At 66.2% G+C, this 16,974-nt stretch carries 12 protein-coding genes and 1 pseudogene; 3 read left to right on the forward strand and 10 right to left on the reverse strand.

Features of this window, described 5'->3' with window-relative positions; all coding sequences use genetic code 11:
- The first annotated feature begins 66 nt into the window (after nt 1-66).
- Both F7R26_RS22320 and F7R26_RS22325 read left to right on the forward strand, forming a co-directional pair.
- Nucleotides 67-1,731: a FecR domain-containing protein gene (locus F7R26_RS22320; RefSeq protein WP_241754681.1), complete on the forward strand. Its 1,665-nt coding sequence runs from the start codon at nt 67-69 to the stop codon at nt 1,729-1,731.
- 52 nt (nt 1,732-1,783) lie between these two features.
- On the forward strand, nt 1,784-4,159 hold the full coding sequence (locus tag F7R26_RS22325) for a CHASE2 domain-containing protein (RefSeq protein ID WP_150984471.1): 2,376 nt from the start codon (nt 1,784-1,786) through the stop codon (nt 4,157-4,159).
- A 15-nt stretch (nt 4,160-4,174) separates the two neighbouring features.
- Here F7R26_RS22325 and F7R26_RS22330 read toward each other — a convergent pair whose 3' ends face one another.
- The gene (locus F7R26_RS22330) at nt 4,175-4,387 is read right to left on the reverse strand and encodes a hypothetical protein (RefSeq protein WP_241754683.1); all 213 of its coding nucleotides are present in this window, start codon (nt 4,385-4,387) and stop codon (nt 4,175-4,177) included.
- A 229-nt stretch (nt 4,388-4,616) separates the two neighbouring features.
- On the opposite strand from F7R26_RS22330, the gene F7R26_RS22335 reads away from it, so the two are divergent.
- Nucleotides 4,617-5,594 (forward strand): helix-turn-helix domain-containing protein, encoded by a 978-nt coding sequence (locus F7R26_RS22335; RefSeq protein WP_150984404.1) that lies wholly within the window; start codon nt 4,617-4,619, stop codon nt 5,592-5,594.
- 49 nt (nt 5,595-5,643) lie between these two features.
- Here F7R26_RS22335 and tssE read toward each other — a convergent pair whose 3' ends face one another.
- From tssE to F7R26_RS22380, 9 genes and pseudogenes are all read right to left on the reverse strand, one after another.
- Complete coding sequence (gene tssE / locus F7R26_RS22340; RefSeq protein WP_150984403.1) at nt 5,644-6,078, reverse strand: type VI secretion system baseplate subunit TssE; 435 nt, start codon at nt 6,076-6,078, stop codon at nt 5,644-5,646.
- Nucleotides 6,075-8,768, reverse strand: coding sequence for a type VI secretion system ATPase TssH (gene tssH, locus F7R26_RS22345; protein WP_150984402.1), 2,694 nt, complete (start codon nt 8,766-8,768; stop codon nt 6,075-6,077). Before tssH ends, tssE begins: the two co-directional genes overlap by 4 nt.
- A 99-nt stretch (nt 8,769-8,867) precedes the next feature.
- Nucleotides 8,868-9,353: an Hcp family type VI secretion system effector gene (locus F7R26_RS22350; protein WP_150984401.1), complete on the reverse strand. Its 486-nt coding sequence runs from the start codon at nt 9,351-9,353 to the stop codon at nt 8,868-8,870.
- A 15-nt stretch (nt 9,354-9,368) separates the two neighbouring features.
- On the reverse strand, nt 9,369-11,084 hold the full coding sequence (locus F7R26_RS22355) for an OmpA family protein (protein ID WP_150984400.1): 1,716 nt from the start codon (nt 11,082-11,084) through the stop codon (nt 9,369-9,371).
- Between the two features lie 11 nt (nt 11,085-11,095).
- A complete protein-coding gene (locus tag F7R26_RS22360) occupies nt 11,096-11,749 on the reverse strand; it encodes a DotU family type IV/VI secretion system protein (protein ID WP_150984399.1) in 654 nt (217 codons plus the stop codon).
- Nucleotides 11,746-13,091, reverse strand: a pseudogene (tssK, locus tag F7R26_RS22365) (type VI secretion system baseplate subunit TssK). The gene F7R26_RS22360 and the pseudogene tssK overlap by 4 nt, the downstream one beginning before the upstream one ends.
- Nucleotides 13,092-13,210: 119 nt before the next feature.
- Nucleotides 13,211-14,758 carry a type VI secretion system contractile sheath large subunit gene (gene tssC, locus F7R26_RS22370; RefSeq protein ID WP_150984398.1) on the reverse strand — a complete coding sequence of 516 codons (1,548 nt, stop codon included), beginning with the start codon at nt 14,756-14,758 and terminating at the stop codon, nt 13,211-13,213.
- Nucleotides 14,759-14,783: 25 nt separating this feature from the next.
- Nucleotides 14,784-15,299: a type VI secretion system contractile sheath small subunit gene (gene tssB / locus F7R26_RS22375; protein WP_150984397.1), complete on the reverse strand. Its 516-nt coding sequence runs from the start codon at nt 15,297-15,299 to the stop codon at nt 14,784-14,786.
- A gap of 563 nt (nt 15,300-15,862) precedes the next feature.
- A complete protein-coding gene (locus F7R26_RS22380) occupies nt 15,863-16,567 on the reverse strand; it encodes a DUF3592 domain-containing protein (protein WP_170301759.1) in 705 nt (234 codons plus the stop codon).
- Nucleotides 16,568-16,974 lie beyond the last annotated feature (407 nt).

Here is a 16,974-nt window from a genome sequence, read left to right on the forward strand (position 1 = left end):
GACATGGCAGCAGGCAGGATGGCAGGTATTGCAGCGCACTCGCGCGCGGCATGCACGAGGGGCGCGATGGGTGCGATGGGTGTGGCCGGCACGATCGGCATGGCCGGATTGGTTGGCGTGCTGGGTGCCGCATGGTCCGCCAGCGCTGCGGCGCAGGCTGCAGGCGCCGAAGGCGCCAACTTTATCTACCAGGTGCGCCCGGGCGACACGCTGATTGGCGTGGCGGACCGCTTCATGGTCAATCCCGCCGGCTGGCGCGAACTGCAGGCATTGAACAAGGTGGCCGATCCTTACCGGCTGCCGCCCGGCATGCGCCTGCGCATCCCGCTGACGCGCATCCCGGTGACCGACGGCACCGCCCGCGTGGTCTTTGTCACGGGGCCGGCGAGCGCCGATGGGCACGCGTTGCAGGCTGGCATGGAGCTGCGCGAAGGTGCCCGCATCGAGACCGGCGCTGGCGGCACCGTCACCATGGAGCTGGGTGACGGCTCACGCGTGACGTTGCCGCCGGCGACGGCCGTGGAAGTCAAGCGGCTGCGCGCGTTCGCCCGCACGGGCCTGACCGACGCCGTGATCGGCATCGGCCAGGGCGAGGTGGAGTCCCGCGTGGCGCCGCGCGGCACCGGCGTGGGGCGCTTCGAGATCCGTACCCCCTCGCTGGTGACCGGCGTGCGCGGCACGCGCTTTCGCGTGGGTACCGAGGACGGCGCCAGCCAGAGCGCCGTGCTCGAAGGCCAGGTGCAGGCCCGCTCGCGCCGCGGCCAGCAAGCGGTAGTGAATGCCGGCTACGGCGTCAGCGCATCGGCCACGGGCGCCCTGGCGCGGCCCGCCGCGCTGCTGCCGGCGCCGGCGCTGGTGCCGCTGCCCCAGCCGCTGTTGGCAAGCCATGCCACCGTGAGCTGGGGGCCGGTTGCGCAGGCCGCCAGCTACCGCGTGGTGGTCTCGCGCGATGCAGCCCAGACGGAGTTGCTGTCCTCCCAGGCCGTGGACGGCACGCAGGCCGCGCTCCAGGACCTGCCCGAGGGCGAGCTCTACGTGGGCGTGAGCGCGCTCGATGCGCGGCACCTCGGTGGCGCGGGCGCGGTGATGCCGTTGGTAGTGCGCCTGAATCCGCCCGCGCCCTTTACGCTGGCGCCCGAGCGCGATGGCACCGCCTACGGCGAGACGCCGATGTTCACCTGGGCCGAAGTCGCCAATGCGGCGCAATATGAATTCGAAGTGGCGGCCAATGCGGACTTCACGCAAGGCGTCCTGCAAGCGCGCGGCACGGCGCCCTCGGCCAGCCAGGCGCTTGCGCCCGGCCGCTGGTGGTGGCGTGTGCGCTCGGTTGACGCCGGCGGGCAGCAGGGTCCCTGGAGCGAGCCGGTGGCGTTCGCGCTGGAGCCGTCGCCGCCGCAGCCGCGTCTGGAGGACGATGGCAGCGACGCCTTGCGGCTCGCATGGCCGGCCGCCGGCGCAGCCAGCGCCAATGGCGCGGCGCAAGCCTACCGCGTGCAGATGGCATCCGACGCCGCCTTTACGCAGATCGTGGCCGACGTCAGCACCGAGACCAACGCGGCCCGCCTGCCGCGGCCCGGCAGCGGCACGTATTTTGTGCGGGTGGCTCGCCAGGACCCGGCCCGCGAGCCGCATTTCTCTGCGCCCCAGCGTATCGAGGTGGTGCAGTACATCCGCGATTCGCAGGGTCAGCCCGTGAGCGCCGGCTCACGCTGGCTCAATCGTGCCAACTAGCCTGCCGCAACTCGCCGCGCGCGCGCGCGCGCTGCGCCGGGTGCCCGGACGCATGATGGCCGGCTACCAGCGCCGTACGCTGGTCGAATGGAGCTTGTTGACGGCCGCCGTGCTGGCGCTGGTGGCGGCGTGCGCCGTGCTGGGTTGGAGCGAACGCGCCGACAAGGCGGTCTACGACCTGTCGGTCGCGGCCCAGCATCACGCGCCCAGCGACGAGATCGTGATCGTCGCTATCGACGACCCCAGCATCTCCGCCATTGGCCGCTGGCCCTGGCGCCGCTGGGTGCTGGCCGACCTGATCGATCGCATCGCCGCCGACGCCCCTCGCGTGATCGGGGTCGACGTGATTCTCTCCGAGCCGGATACCTTGCATCCCGAGGACGACCGCGCGCTGGCACGCAGCATGGCGCGCGCCGGCAACGTCGTGCTGCCCGCGCTGGCCGAAGCGGGGCGGGGCGGCTTGCTGGTGCGCTATCCGCTGACGGGCCTGGGCAGCGAGGTGGGGCACATCAATATCGCAGTGGACCTCGACGGCATTGCCCGCCAGGTGTTCCTGCAGGAAGGGCTGCCGGGCAGCCAGCTCAATCATTTCTCGGCCGTGATGGTCGGCTTCGGCAAGCCGCCGCGGCCGGTGTCCGCCTACCGACATGACGGTCCCGCGGATGACCGCGGCGCCGATGGCTGGACCCGGGACTACCGGTTGCGCATTCCCTTTGCCGGGCCGCCCGGGACGTTCCGGCAGGTCTCGGTACTCGATGTGCTGGGCGGCACGTTGCCGCGCGACTTCTTTCGCGGCAAGTCCGTGCTGGTAGGCGCCACGGCGAGCGGGCTGGGCGACGTGTTCCCCACCCCGGTATCGCGTAACGGCCACGGCATGAGCGGTGTGGAAATCATCGCCAACGCCATGCAGACGCTGCAGCGCGACACGGCCATCGTCACGCTGCCGGCACCCTGGTTCTGGCTGTGCACGTTGCTGCCGGTGTTGCTGGCGAGCCTGGCCTCGCTGATGCTGACGCCGCGCAACGCGCTGCTGGTCACGGTGGTGCTGCTGGCCGGCACGCTGGCCGCCAGCCTGCTGCTGGTCGTGTTTGGCCACTTCTGGTTCGCGCCGGCCAGCGCCGTGCTGGGTTGCGGCCTGCTCTACCCGCTGTGGAGCTGGCGGCGCCAGGAAGCGGCGCTGCAGTTCCTCACCGACGAGCTCGCACAGCTCGAGCAGGAGCCCGGCCTGCTGGCCATGCCCGCCGGCGAGGGCGAGTCGGTCCGCAAATCGGGCCGCAAATCGGGCCGCAACCTCGATACCCGCATGCGCGCGGTCTACCGCATGACCACGCGCCTGCGGGACTTGCGGCAATTCCTGGCGGACGGGCTCGAAGGCTTGCCCGAAGCCACCGTGATCTGCGATCCCGGCGGCCGCGTGCTGCTGGCCAACCGGCGCGGCCTGCTGCTGGCACCGCGCACGCTCGGGTCGCTGGGCGACATGAGCGCACCGCGCCCCGGTATTCGCGAACTGATCAACGAAGTATTCGTCCAGCCCAAGGCCGGGCTGGACTATTGGGACCAGTTGCGCAGTGTCTATGCCGAGGGCGAGGCCGACGCCGACGCCGCGCACCCGGTGCAGGCGCCGCCCGGGGTGGAGCTCGAAGCGCGCGATGAGCACCCCATGCTGCTGCGCGGCGCGCCGCTGCGCAGCAACACCGGCGGTGTCGCCGGCCTGATCGTCAGCGTTATCGATATCACCCAGGTGCGCATGGCCGAGCGGCGCCGCGAGGAGTCCCTGCGCTTCATCTCGCATGACATGCGGTCCCCGCAGTCCTCCATCCTTGCCCTGATCGACCTTCAGAACGAGCCTGGCCGGGCGTTGCCGGAGGCAGCCCTGCTGGCCCGCATCGGCGAGCATGCCAACCGCACGCTGGACCTCGCGGACGACTTTATCCGGCTGGCCCGTGCGGAAGCGACGCACCTTGACTTCATCGAGGTCGACCTGGCCGGCGTGGTGCTGGACGCCACCGACGAGCTATGGGCGCTGGCCAGCGCCGCACGGATCGAACTGAAGGTGGAAGTCGACGTGGAAGAGGAGCAGTCGCAGCTCCAGGCCGAGCCGGTGCTGCTGGTGCGGGCGATTGCCAACCTGGTGAGCAATGCCATCAAGTTCAGTCCGCCGCAAACGACCGTGACGGTGCGCCTGTATCGCGTGCCGCAGGGGCTGGCGATCGACGTGGTGGACCAGGGCCGGGGCATCGCCGAGGAAGACCAGGGCCGCCTGTTCCAGCCCTTCGCGCGCCTGCGCGACACCGAGCAGGATGCGCCCGCCGGCAGCGGGCTGGGGCTGGTCTTTGTCAAGACCGTGGTGGAGCGTCATGGCGGAGAGATCAAGCTGACCAGCGCCGCCGGTGCCGGCGCCACCTTCACGATCTTCCTGCCCTGCTGATCCGCTCGCTGGCGCTCAGCGCGATGCGTGCGTGACCGCTGGTTGCCCAGCCTGGCCTGCGGCGGTGACGGTGGCCGTGGCGCGGCTGTCCATCTGGCGGACCTTGCGCTCCGCGCGCTGCGCGTTGCCGTCCTGCAGCGTCACGCACAGCACGGTGACGAGCGCGAACGCCACCATGCAAAGCGCGACGTAGCCCAGCAACCTGTAACGTTCGGATCGCGATCCCATATCTATGCCCGCCATGAATAGCGCAGCATTCTATGGCGAGGCTGCGTCGGCTACTGTCAACAAATGCAAGGACGCTCACCCAGTGGCCGCCGGACCTGCTGCGCCGCGCATCGACGCTTGCCTGGCCTGGCGATACAATCATCGCGCAATGCCTGCACAAGAGTCCTGGCGCGCCGGGCCACGCCCACCCGCCGCCGATGGTGTCAATCGCCCCAACAGGCTGCCACCGATGCACAGCAACACCGAGCCCCTCGACACAGGCGCCAGCGGGCGCCCGCTACGCCACCTGGTTGCCACCGAGGCCGCCATGGCGGCAACGGGCCTGGACGGCTGGCAGCAGCGCTACCAGCAGCTCACGCCCGGGCATTTTCTTGCACAAGTGCAGCAGGCTACCTATGGCGACGTCCACGTCTTCCGCGAACGCACCAACCAGGCGTTGCTGGAGGAAGGCGAGGCACGGCGCGGCTATCTTTCCATCGCCCTGCCCCACCGCGAGTGTGCCGATGGCTGGTTCTCCGGCTACCGGATGAGCGGCGACACCGTGCTGCACGCCGGCAACGGCCAGCCGCTGGCCATGCGCACCCCGCCATCGCTGGACCTGCTCGGCGTGACGCTGCCGCTGCCCGCGCTGCAACGCGTGATGGAGCGCGAGGGGGTTCCGGAGTTGATCGCGCGCTTGCAGCCGGCCACGGAGGTGCGGCGCGCCGCGTCCGAGGATTTCCGGGCGGCGATGCTGGCGGTGCTGGCTGCGTCAGCCATGCAGAGCGAAGTATTCCACCAGCGCTTTGTCGAGAACGCCATGCGCGACGCGTTGCTGATGGCGGTGGTGTCCACCCTGACGCATGACGTTGGGGATGCCCTGCTGCCTACGCCGCCCGCGCGGCGGCGGCTGGTCGCACAGGCGTATGAGATGGTGCGCGCTGCGCCCGAGGCGCCATGGAGTGTTCTGGCTCTGTGTGAACGGCTCGGGGTTTCAAGGCGCACGCTGCAATACAGCTTCAATGAAGTCACCGGGTTGGCGCCGCTGGAGTTTGTTCGGGCTTTGCGGATGAACGGGGTGAGGCAGGCCTTGGGTGGACGGCAGGCGCAGGACCCGGTGGGCGTGGTGGCGGCGCGGTGGGGGTTTAATCATCTGCCGCGGTTTGCCGCGCAGTATCGGGCGTTTTTTGGGGAGTTGCCATCGGAGACCGCGGGCAGGGGGAGGTGAGTCGTTGATAGGGGTGAGGACGATAGGCCGCTATGTCTCGGCCACGCACTCACTCACGGTCACGTTCCGCTTTCAGCAGCTTGAGACGCGTCTGCCCATCCGGCGTGAAGTGGGTGCCTAATCGCACCAGCCCGGACTGATGCAGCAGACAGCTCATGGTAAAGCTGAGCAACATGCCCGGTTCGGTTTCTTCGATCGCGATGTCGATGGATTTCAGCCTCGGCTCATAGCGCAGCAGCGTCGTTTCGATCTCGCGCTTGAGCGTGTGCGCCGACGCGGGTAGATGCCGGTAGATCCTGGACAGGTCGCCAAGCCCATAGTCCGGCAGATGCGCGAGGCTGCCGCGGCGGCTATTGAGGATGCGCTGGATGTTGTCCCGCACGGACAGGAACGTCTGTGTCGCCGCATCGAAATCGTCTACGGCCACGCCATTCGCAAAGTACCCCGTCACCGCTTCAAAGAGGCCCGGCCCGCCCCGTGTCACGCGCCGGCCCCGGTTGTGGTTGCCGGCTCTTCGAAGTCCAGGCCGATACCATCGCCCTCGGAGAATGACAGCTGAATCGATGCCGGCGCCTGCTGCTCAGACATGCGCACCAGCAGCTCACGCGACAGTACCGGCAGGATCTGCTGATCGAGCAGGCTGTCGATATTGCGGGCTCCTGAATCGGGCAGCAGGCAGGCTCGCACCAGTTCGTCCACCAGCGTGTCGCCGCACCGCAGGGGCACGCCAAAGCGGCGCGCGACGCGCTCCGCCACCTTGCCGAGCTTCATCCGCACGATCGATGCCATGGCGTCGGCCGACAGCGGGCGGTAGACAATGGTCTGGAAGCGTGCCAGCAGTGCCGGCTGGAAGTGGTCGATCAGCATCGGGCGGATCGCTTCCATCAGCGTGCCGGTGGCGAGCTCGGCGCCTGCCGCGACGGCAGCGTCTGCGGCCGCCAGAATCTGCTCGCTGCCGAGATTCGAGGTCATCAGGATCACGGCATTGCGGAAGTCGATCACCCGGCCTTCGCCGTCGCGCATAAAGCCGCGATCGAAGACCTGGTAGAACAAATTCAGTACGTCCCGGTGCGCCTTTTCAACCTCGTCGAGCAGGACGACGCTGTAGGGCCGCTGACGAACCGCTTCGGTCAGGACGCCACCTTCCCCGTAGCCGACATACCCCGGCGGCGAACCCTTGAGCTGCGAGACCGTGTGGGCTTCCTGGTATTCGGACAGGTTGATGGTGACAAGCGAACGCTCGCCACCGAACATCAGGTCGGCCAACGCGCGCGCCGTTTCGGTCTTGCCCACGCCCGAAGGCCCCACCAGCAGGAACACGCCCAGCGGCGCTTCCTCGGATTTGAGTCCCGCCTTGGCGGCCCGCAAGCTTTTGCTAAGCGCGGCTAGCGCCTCGTCCTGGCCGACCACGATGTGCCCCAAACGTTTTTCCAGCGCCAGCAAGGTGGCCAGCTCGCTGGACAGCAGGCTGTCGACCGGAACCCCTGTCCAGTCGGCGATCACCTGTGCAATGGCAGTCTCGTCCACTTCCGCGTGGATCAGCGCGGCCTGGCCATGCCTGGTCAGTATCTCGCGGGCGGCCTGGATCGATGGCGCTAGGTCCCGCCGTGCCGACTCGTCGGCGGCGGCTTGCCATTGCGCACGCAACGCGATCAGTGTCTCGGCGGCCCCCTTCTGTTCGGCAAAGGCGCGTTCAAACTGTGCGAGCTCAATGGCGAGCGCAGCCAGCCGGGCATCGATGGCCGCCAGTCGTTTGCCGGCATCCGCGCCGATGGCCCCCTGGTCCTGCAGCAGGGCAGTCCGCTCGACCTCCAGCGCCGCGCGTTCCGCCTCGCAGGATGAGATGGCAATCGGCGTGGCCTCCAGGCTCATGCGCACGCGGGCAGCGGCGGTGTCGAGCAGATCGACGGCCTTGTCCGGCAGTTGGCGTCCGGTCAGATAGCGGCGCGACAGCCGCACGGCCGCGGCGATGGCCGCATCGGTGATGTGTACGCCATGGTGCTGCGCATACCGCTCCTTCAGGCCGCGCAGCATCAGGCAGGCGCCGTCGTCATCGGGTTCGTCGACCTTCACCATCTGGAAGCGCCGCTCCAGCGCGGCGTCGCGTTCGAAGTACTGCTTGTATTCGGACCACGTCGTCGCCGCGATCGTGCGCAGTTCGCCGCGCGCCAGGGCGGGCTTGAGCAGGTTGGCGGCATCGGCGCCGCCCGCGGTGTTGCCCGCACCGATCAGCGTGTGGGCTTCATCAATGAACAGCAGCACCGGCGTTGGCGATTGCTGCACGGCCTCGATCACGTTCTTGAGGCGCTGTTCGAATTCGCCCTTGACGCCGGCGCCTGCCTGCAGAAGGCCCAGGTCCAGCGTCAGCACGGTGACGTTCTGTATGACAGCTGGGACATTGCCTTGCGCGATCTTCAGCGCAAGGCCTTCGACCAGCGCCGTCTTGCCCACGCCGGGCTCGCCAACCAGGATCGGGTTGTTCTTGCGCCGCCGCGCCAGGATGTCGACCATCTGGCGAATCTCGACGTCGCGGCCAAACACGGGATCGATCTTGCCGTCGCGGGCCTTCTGGGTGACGTCAGTCGTGAAACGGGCCAGCGCCGATGTATCGGCCTGACCGGGTATCGACCGGGTCGGCGCGGGCGCGGCGGCAGTGAGCGGCGCTGATGACGACGGGGCGGGAGCGGCTGCCTCGGTCGAGATGTTGTCGAGTTCGTGCATCAGCCGCTCGATCTGGACGGCGGATACGCTCAACAGCGGCCAGGCGTCGGGCGCGCGCAGCAGGTGTGGTGTTTCGGCCAGTGCGGCCAGCAGGTGCGCGGAGCGGATGGACGTGGTTTCTCCGGGCGTCGCGGTTTCTAGCGATGCGCGCATCCATGCAGCCTCCAGCCACTGGCCGAGGCGTTGCGACAGGCCAGGCTTGCCCCGCAGGTCATGCGGCAGGCGCTCGATGGCGGCGAGCAGCCCGTTCCAGATGCCGTCCACATCGAGTTCATAGCGCCGCAGGATTGCCAGCAGATCGCCGTCGCCCAGCTCCAGCAGCTTGATCAGCCAGTGCTCGACCTCGATGTCCCGGTGGGCGCGTGTTTCGCAGAGGCTGGCGGCGTCGGCCAGGGCACGGGCGCAATGGTCGTTGAGACGACGCAGAAAGGGAGAGAGGTCGCGGGCGGTCATGGAGGAGAAGTGGGACGCGGGGTGAGGGGGGAGTGCGCGGCCCCTACGCCGGGTCCGCGCGAGATGGCAGGCCGGCGGCGGACGCCGGCCGGGCGCGTGTTACGAGCGCTCGTTCCAGCTGTCGGCGTGGATGATGTTGCCATCCTTGTACGACCAGGTAATCTTCTCGTAGCGCAACTCGATGTCTTCGAGGTGGTTGTGCTTCTCGAAGGCCGGGTTCTTGATGTCCAGCATCTTCGGCGTGACGCCGACCACCTTCACGTTCTCGAGCTTGGTGTTGAAGTATTCTTTTTCCTTGCCGGCGTCGTCGATCTTGTACCACTTGATCTCGACCGACTTCAGGGTCTGGCCACTGGTAACCGCCTTGTACAGGTACGGCGTCGAGGCATCGGTTTCCTTGGTGAACACCACCGGCTTGTGCACGCGCGTGCCAGTCAGCTTGCCGGTATTGGAATCCGTCGGAATACTGACGGCGTGATCGAAAGCGACCACTTCCACGCTGCCCTCGCGGCTATTGACCGTGACCGAGCCCTTGATATCGGCGCCGCCATCGTCCTTGATCCACATGTATGCGGGAATTGCCATTGCTTCTTTCTCCTTCTACTGGAATGAACAGGCCGGATGGCCCAAAGTTGTCCGGCTGTCGCGATCAGCGTCGCGACAATCGGGGACGAGCGTGATCTCGACACGTCGGTTGGCGGCGCGCCCCGCTTCGGTGTCGTTGGCGGCTTTGGGACGGGTATCGCCATAGCCTTGAATCGCAAACCGGGTCGGTGGCAAGCCTGCCGCGTCGGCCAGCCAGTCACGCACTGACGCCGCGCGGGCCTCGGAGAGCTTGAGGTTGCTGCGCGGATTGCCGGCGGTGTCGGTGTACCCGGCCACCAGCACGCGCTTGTACGGGTGGGCCTTGATCATCTCCAGCGCGCCGATCAGCACGTGATTCGAGCCGGGGTTGAGCGCCGCGCTGCCGCTCTTGAAGAGCGACAGGCTGTCCAGTTCGATGGTTGACGGCGGCGGTGCCGGCGGTTGATACGCGGCGATCAGGGCATGGAGCGGCGTCAGCAAGCCGGCGCCACGATAGAAACCCAGGCCAAGGCGCAGCGGTACGCCGGCGCGTGCGTATTGAGCGAGTTCGTCGCGATCGCGCTTGATGGCCTGCAGCGCATCGACACGGGCGGCGTCATGCTCCGGTCCGATGGCGCGATAGCGCGCCATATCGCCCACGACGCGCGCCACCAGGGCACGGTTCTGCCAGGCGGAAGCCGCCGCCGCGGCGCAGAAGGCCAATGCAAGCCAGGCAAAGGCGTGGGCAAGGGCGCGCGGCAGCGCTCGCCGCACGGGCTGCAGGGCGATGCCCCGGATCAGGGGATCCGGCAGCGGGTAGCGTACACGGTGGCCGGCCTTGGCGGTGCGCGTCAGCGCGGTCGCTTGCTCGATGAAGCGGGCATACAGCGAATCCGTGGCGGGGATGCCCTCGGTGGCGGTCACGCCGAAGGCTGCGACGTGGACCTGACGGCTGCCGCGCTGGTTATCGAGCAGCGCGGGGAGCAAGGCGCCGCAGGCCCAGCGCGCCAGGGCATCGAGCCGTGCGGCGCGGTGCATGCGGGCTTCGCGATCCGCAGGCAGCGCGGCCTGCCCGTATTGCTGGACGAGCGCGGCGATCTGGGCGGGCAGCGTAGCGCCTTGCAGCACCTTGGTGCCGCAGACGCCGAACCACGGGCAATCTTCCGGGGCACCGTGGCTTCGGGTGGCTTCTTCCGCGTACACGGCGACGCAGACCGGCAGGCTGTAGCCAACCCCACGGCTGGCCTCGCCAATGGCCGCGCGCCAACGCCGAAGCCCGGCGTTCAGCGCGGCCGCATCGCGGGCCTGGTCGGCGCCAATCAGGTAGGCGACGGCATCCGGGCCTTGCCCCGCGCGCCAGCGCTTGAGTGCATCAGCCACGTGTGCCAGCCGCGCCGGGTCGTCGACACGTACCCAGATCGCAGCGTCCGTGATTCGGACCAGATCCTCGCCGAATGCCAGCGGCGGGGCGCCCGATGCATCCCCGATGGCCAACACCAGCGGTGTATTGCGCCGGATACCACGTGGCAGCCCATCCAGCGATGCATCGACGGCTTGCAGCACCGCTTGCGAAGCGCTCTGCCGTGCGCGCACCCGCCGCGTGGCAACGAGGATCGCGAGAAGCGCCAGCCCGATCGTGAAGGCCGCGAGCAGCAGGTTCCATGTCGCCGGCCATGGCGAGCTGAGCGCCAGCCAGGCCAGCGCAAGCGCTGCGATCCAGCCGAAGAGTGTGCGGTAGGGGTAGCCGGTCACGAATACCCTTTTCAGCCAGCGAGCGGCACGATCGCCGCGGCTAGCCACCGGTCCAGCGCGAGGTAGACGAGGCCCGCGCCGACGCAGGAGATCGTGATCCAGGCGAGCGGCGACAGATGCGCGCACCATCGATGCGCCTTGCCATCCGTCACCAGCACCGGGCCGTCCGCCTTGCGCCATCCGGCACGAGCCAGCCGCTCATCGATCGCCTGCATCAGCGCGATACGTTCGCTGGCGCCATCCAGCGCAAACCTGCCCTGGAAACCCAGCCCCAATGTCGCGTAGAAAACGATGAGCAGCGGCAGTACAGGCTTCGCCTCGCCCAGACGCCGCTCGATGCGAGCGATCAGCGCTTGCCCGGCATCGTGGCTCTGGAACTCCCGCACCTGCAGGGGCTCGCGTTCCCACGCGGCGCGATCGTCGTCGGGCAGCCTGCCCAGCGCGACTTCGTCCAGCAAAGCGCATTGGGCATAGACGGCGTCCTCGACGACGTCGGCCGGCTGGCCGGCAGCCGAGAGCTCCTCACGCAGGCGAGACACCTGATCGAGGCACGTCGCCTGGAAGGGTTCAAAGCCCATGGGTTTCGTATCGTCAGCGAGTTCGGTGACGGTCAGGGCCGTGTCGCGCAAGGCGAGCGGCAGCATCGAGGCGGAGAGGGTTGTCATGCCGGCAATACCACGAAGAGTTCAAGTGATACGTCCGGCAGCGAAGCGGGAACGTAGAACTGACAGGCCCGCGCAGCCAGCATGCGCTTGAATGCGGGGTGCACGCTGTCGAGCGCGAAATACTGGTTCTCGATGCGCACGGGGATCGCCGCGGGCAGGCGCGACATCGTCCGCAGCGGGATGCCGGGCAGCGCGGAATTGACGATCTGCTCGACCTCGTCCGGCGCGCCCGCCTTACACAGACGCGGCAACTGTTCGAGCAGCGCATGGGCGGGAACGCCCGCCTGGACGGACAGGTAGTACTCGGCGCCTTCGACCAGGCGCTCGTCGAGGATCTTGCCGACCCACACGGTGGGCCGCAAGCGCTCCAGCGTCACCGGCACAACCCGAGACGGGATCACCGTATCGAGGAGGGTGCGAATCAGCGACTCCAGTTCCGCGAACACAGGCTCCGGTGCGAGGTGGTCGTAAGGCGGGATGGCCTGCAAGGTCTCCTTGGTGGAAAACGTCAGCAGCGACCCGGCCAGACGCGCGAGGACGCCATAGAGCCGCTCTGGGTGCTGCTGCGGCTCGGCGCACAGGCGTGCCAGCTCCGGCCAGGTACTGTTGACGCTGTGCAGTAGCCAGAACAACGCCACATCGGCAACCGCGAAATCGGCAATCTGGTCGGACCGCTCGCGACGGCGCACGGACAGGCTCGCGCTCTTGGCGCTCAGTATCTCGGAGAGCCGCTTCATGCGCTCGGTGAGCCGGTCGCTTGCCGACAGGAAGAGGCAGGGCGGCACAAAGGCCGGATCGCGCTCGAAGCGCCCCTGGGGCGTGCGCACCAGCTGAGCGACCGGGCAGGTCACATAATCCACGTGCGATTCGAAATCGAACAGCAGCGCCACCGCATGCCGCTCAACGCTGATCTCCTCCTTGCCTCCCCATGCAGGTCGGCGACCTCCAGATACTCGCGTGCAAAGCGGCGCGGGCGGGCCGGCCGTTCCCCGGCCTCGATGCAGTTGCCGCCTTGCGCATCCATCAGCGGCAGGCCGATCTGCACGATCACGGTGTCGATGTGCGCCGGCACGTCGCGCAGATCGCGTGCGGCGGGCGTGCGGTCCGCCGTCTCGGTGTCGATCACCGTGCCGTCCGGCAGGCGCAGGGCCAGGGAAGTCACCACCAGACGATGAATGGACAAAGCCTGCTGGTCAAGGGCGACGCGAACAGTACCCCACGGATCGGGGCTGGCAAGGCGCGCGACGCACTCGTCGGCATACCGGTCCCACAGTGCCTGTTGCTGGAAATGCTGCGGGGTCATGAAAATGCCCTGCGTCCACAGCGGTCTGGTTATCTTCATTGTGATCGGCCGTTACGCGGAAAGGCCCTTTCCGCATGGGAGCGCCGCACGGCGGCTGTCGAGCCAGCGTGCAGCGGCGCTACGTCATGTCAGCGCTAATCGAGACTGATCGTGGCCGATCAGTTCTTCGCTTTCGGCATCTGCGACACGAGCGACAGATTGATGTCCATGCCTTCAATCTGGAAATGCGGCACGATGAAAAGCTTTATGCGGAAGAAGCCCGGGTTGTCCTCGATATCCTCGACGATCACCTTGGCTTCCCGCAACGGATGGGAAGCCTGCAACTCATCGCCCGGATCGGTCATCTCGGTCACAAGCGTCTTGACCCAGGTGTTCAGCTCCAGCTCCAGCAGGCGGCGGTCCTTGGTGGTGCCGATGTTCTCGCGCTGAATCAGCTTCAGGTAGTGGGCAATCCGCGAGAGCAGGAAGATGTACGGCAGGCGCGCATTGACGCGGCTGTTGGCGGTGGCTTCCTTGGTGTCGTACAGCGCTGGCTTCTGGGCCGAATGGGCGGAGAAAAAGCACGCGAAGTCATGGTTCTTGTAGTAGGACAGGGGAATGAAGCCCAGATTGGCGAACTCGAACTCGCGCGTTTCCGGGATCAGCACCTCGGTCGGGATCTTGGCCTGGTTGCCCGTGCCCAGGTCATACAGATGGATCGGCAGGTCCTCGACCAGGCCGCCGGCCTGCGGGCCGCGAATCTGTACGCACCAGCCGTTCTTGATGAAGCTCTGCACCATGTTCGCGGCGAACGCGAACGAGGCATTGGCCCACAGGTAGCGGCTGTGATCCGGACCCTTGACCGCTTCGGTGTAATTGAAGGCGCGCACCGGCACGGTTTCCGGCCCATAGGGCAGCCGCGCCAGGAAATTCGGCAGCGTCAGGCCGATATAGCGGGCATCGTCCGACTCGCGGAAGCTCTTCCACTTCAAGTACTCGGCACGATCGAAGTAGTTGCCGATGTCGCGGATGCTGGCCACCTCCTCCATCGATTCCTTGCCGAAGAAGGCCGGCGAGACGGAGCCGATAAATGGCATATGCGCCGCGGCGGAGACCTTGGAGATATTGCGCAGCAGGGCGATATCCTGCGGGCCGCGGCCGAACGCGTAGTTCGAGATGATCGAGCCGATCGGCTCGCCCCCCGGCGTGTCGTATTCCTGGATGTAGGTGTGCAGGTACAGGCCGCTCTGGATGATCTCGGGCGTATCCTCGAAATCCTGGCGCAACGCGTCTTTCGAGGCGTCCAGCACTTCGATCCTGACGTTCTTGCGGAAGTCGGTGCGATCGACAAGGAACTTGAGCCCGCGCCACGCCGATTCGATCTGCTGGAACGTCTCGTTGTGCATGATCGCGTCCAGCTGGCGGCTGATCTGCTGGTCAATATGCTCGATATGGAAATCAAGCAAGCTCTTGTCAAGACGGTCCACCTGCTGCGACGAGTCCCGGATCATCTTCAGGAACACATTCATCGCCTGGGCGACGCGTTCATCCAGCGACGATTCGGCGAGCGCGTCGGCGCTCTGGAAAGACTCCACCGGGCGCGTGGCCTTGACCGGTGTCAGGTTGATCTTCTCGCACAGGGACTCGTAGACACTCTTGCCGGGTGCATCCAGGACCGCGGTGTCTGCTTCGCTATTGGCGCGCGCGGCGATTTCATGCTTTGCCATGGGATTCATTCCTCAAGGAAGACGTTTATTGGGCGGATGGTGAGGCCGGCGCGGCTTCGCCGATCTTCTGCAGATCGGCGCGCAGGCGCTCGGACAAGGCCGGGTCCTTGAGGATCTTTTCCAGTTCGCGGCGGAACATCGCGTTGTCGAGCAGGTTCGACTTCAGGTCGCGCAGCAGATTACGGGCCGCCATCAGCGCACGCAGCTCGGGCACCTTCCCGGCGACGACTTCCGGCTTGAAGTCGTCCATCGAGCGGAAGTCCAGGTCAACCGGCAGCTCGGTGCCGTCGCCGACCAGGGTGTTCTCGACGGCGATCCTGGCCTTCGGGTTGAAGTCGGCGAGGACCGAATTGAAGTTGTTCTTGTTGATGGACACCTTCTCACGCTCGGCGAGCGCCCGCGTGTCCTGACCGTTGCTGTAGTCGCCCATCACCAGCAGCTTGAGCGGCAGTTCGACCTTCTTCTGCGCGCCACCAGTGTGCAGGTCGAGCTTGATATTGACCCGTGCCTTAGGCACTTCGTTCTGGAAACTCTCAGCCATCGTTTGTTCCTTTTTATCTCTGATTTAAACGCTCTTCAGTTCTTGCGGTAACGATCAGTAAGGCAGCCAGTCAGAATTAGTAGCATGGGGACCCATGCGAGATAAATCGGACAAGTACGAATTTTCTCAAAAATTGTCATATTTTTTGAAAGTCGTAAAAACGACATTTATGGCATTTGAGAAGCCGCTTAGCGTCATGCGGAGGTACGTTCGATGGAGGAGGTGCTTCGGGGAACCGGGACGATTCGTACCGGGATCCAAGGATGGAATCGGGTTGCGTCGTTAGGCAGGCGGTGTCACTGCCAGGGCATTCGCCTGGCCGACATGGCGGGTCGTGAAGGCGAAATCGCGGCGCTGACAGGGAAGCTCTGCAGTCATCGCACATGGATCGTGTCGAACGAGTGCTGGCGCTGCGCACGGGAATCACGGGAGCGAATGGCGCGGCTGAGGATGCCGGCCACTCAGATCTCCTTGCCTTTCACGGCCTCGCGTGGATCCACTTTAACGTTCGTTCGCTGCCCGTCTTGGGTGGATTGCGCCGACCGTTGCCAGTGAGTTGGGAGTCAGGTCGCCAGTTGCGGCAGGAACGACACGTCGACGTGGTAGCGCTTCGGATTCTTCCGATCCAAGAGGACGGTGATGTGTTCGCGCGTCACGTATTCGGTCGGGTCGAACCAGATGTTGCCGCTGTAGAAGAGATGGATTTGCGATGTCGCCGGGTCCTGCCACTGCGCCGTGATGCGGTAGGGTGAGCGTCCATTGACCTGTATGCTCTCGTTCTCTTCGATGCCCTGAACGCGCGCCTGGACCGGCACGCCCTGGGTGCGCAAGTAGGCTTCCCGGCGCGATGAGCGCCGTGCCAGCCCGATCATCGCGGCGCCGATGGTGAAAAACACCAGGCCGATGCCACCGGTGATCGTGGCCGCCCCCCAAAGGGAGAAGAACGCGTCGGGTGTCGCGTCACTTGGCTTATCCGGTGAATACAGTACCGGGACCGTATCGCCGACTGTGTAACGCGGCGGGTTGCTGCCGCTCGACGAACGAAATTCGACGTTCCCACTCGGCGTCTGGAAGCGAATGATCGGCCTGTAAGTTGTCGAACCACGGTCGCTCAGTGCATCGAGGGCAACGACGATGCCGTCCGTGCTCACTGCGTTCGACAGGAACGAACGCGTATGCTGACCGATGGCGCCAGCGCCAAGCAGCAACGCGATACCGATGGCGAGGAAGGTGTACTTGATGATTCCCAGCGTTTTCATGAAGTCCATTTGATAGAAGCGCCTGACTTGTTCAAAAGACCGCCGACGCGGCCTCATCAGGTCAGGTGCAGATGGTCTGATTCATCGGTTGGCATCCTATCCTCGGATACGCTGCGCGTTTCCAGTCGGCATAGCACAGACGCGCCCAGTGTCGCCGAGTCCGGGACCGCCCACGCGATGTTGCGCGTACAGCCACGGTGACTAGTGGCAGATCCCTCGGCGCCGCGCGAAATCACACAACCGATTTCAACGCTTGCGAACTCTCTCGACAACGATCCGTCAGGCAGGGCACCGCAATTAGTAGCATGGAGAGCCATGCAAGATAAATAGGACAAGTACGATTTTTCTTGAGAAGTGGCGTTTTGTTCAAATTTGGTGAAAACAGCATTTATGTCATGCTAAAAGCCGTTTAGAGT

Origin of the sequence: Cupriavidus basilensis (assembly GCF_008801925.2) — a bacterium.
Classification (GTDB): Bacteria; Pseudomonadota; Gammaproteobacteria; order Burkholderiales; family Burkholderiaceae; genus Cupriavidus; species Cupriavidus basilensis.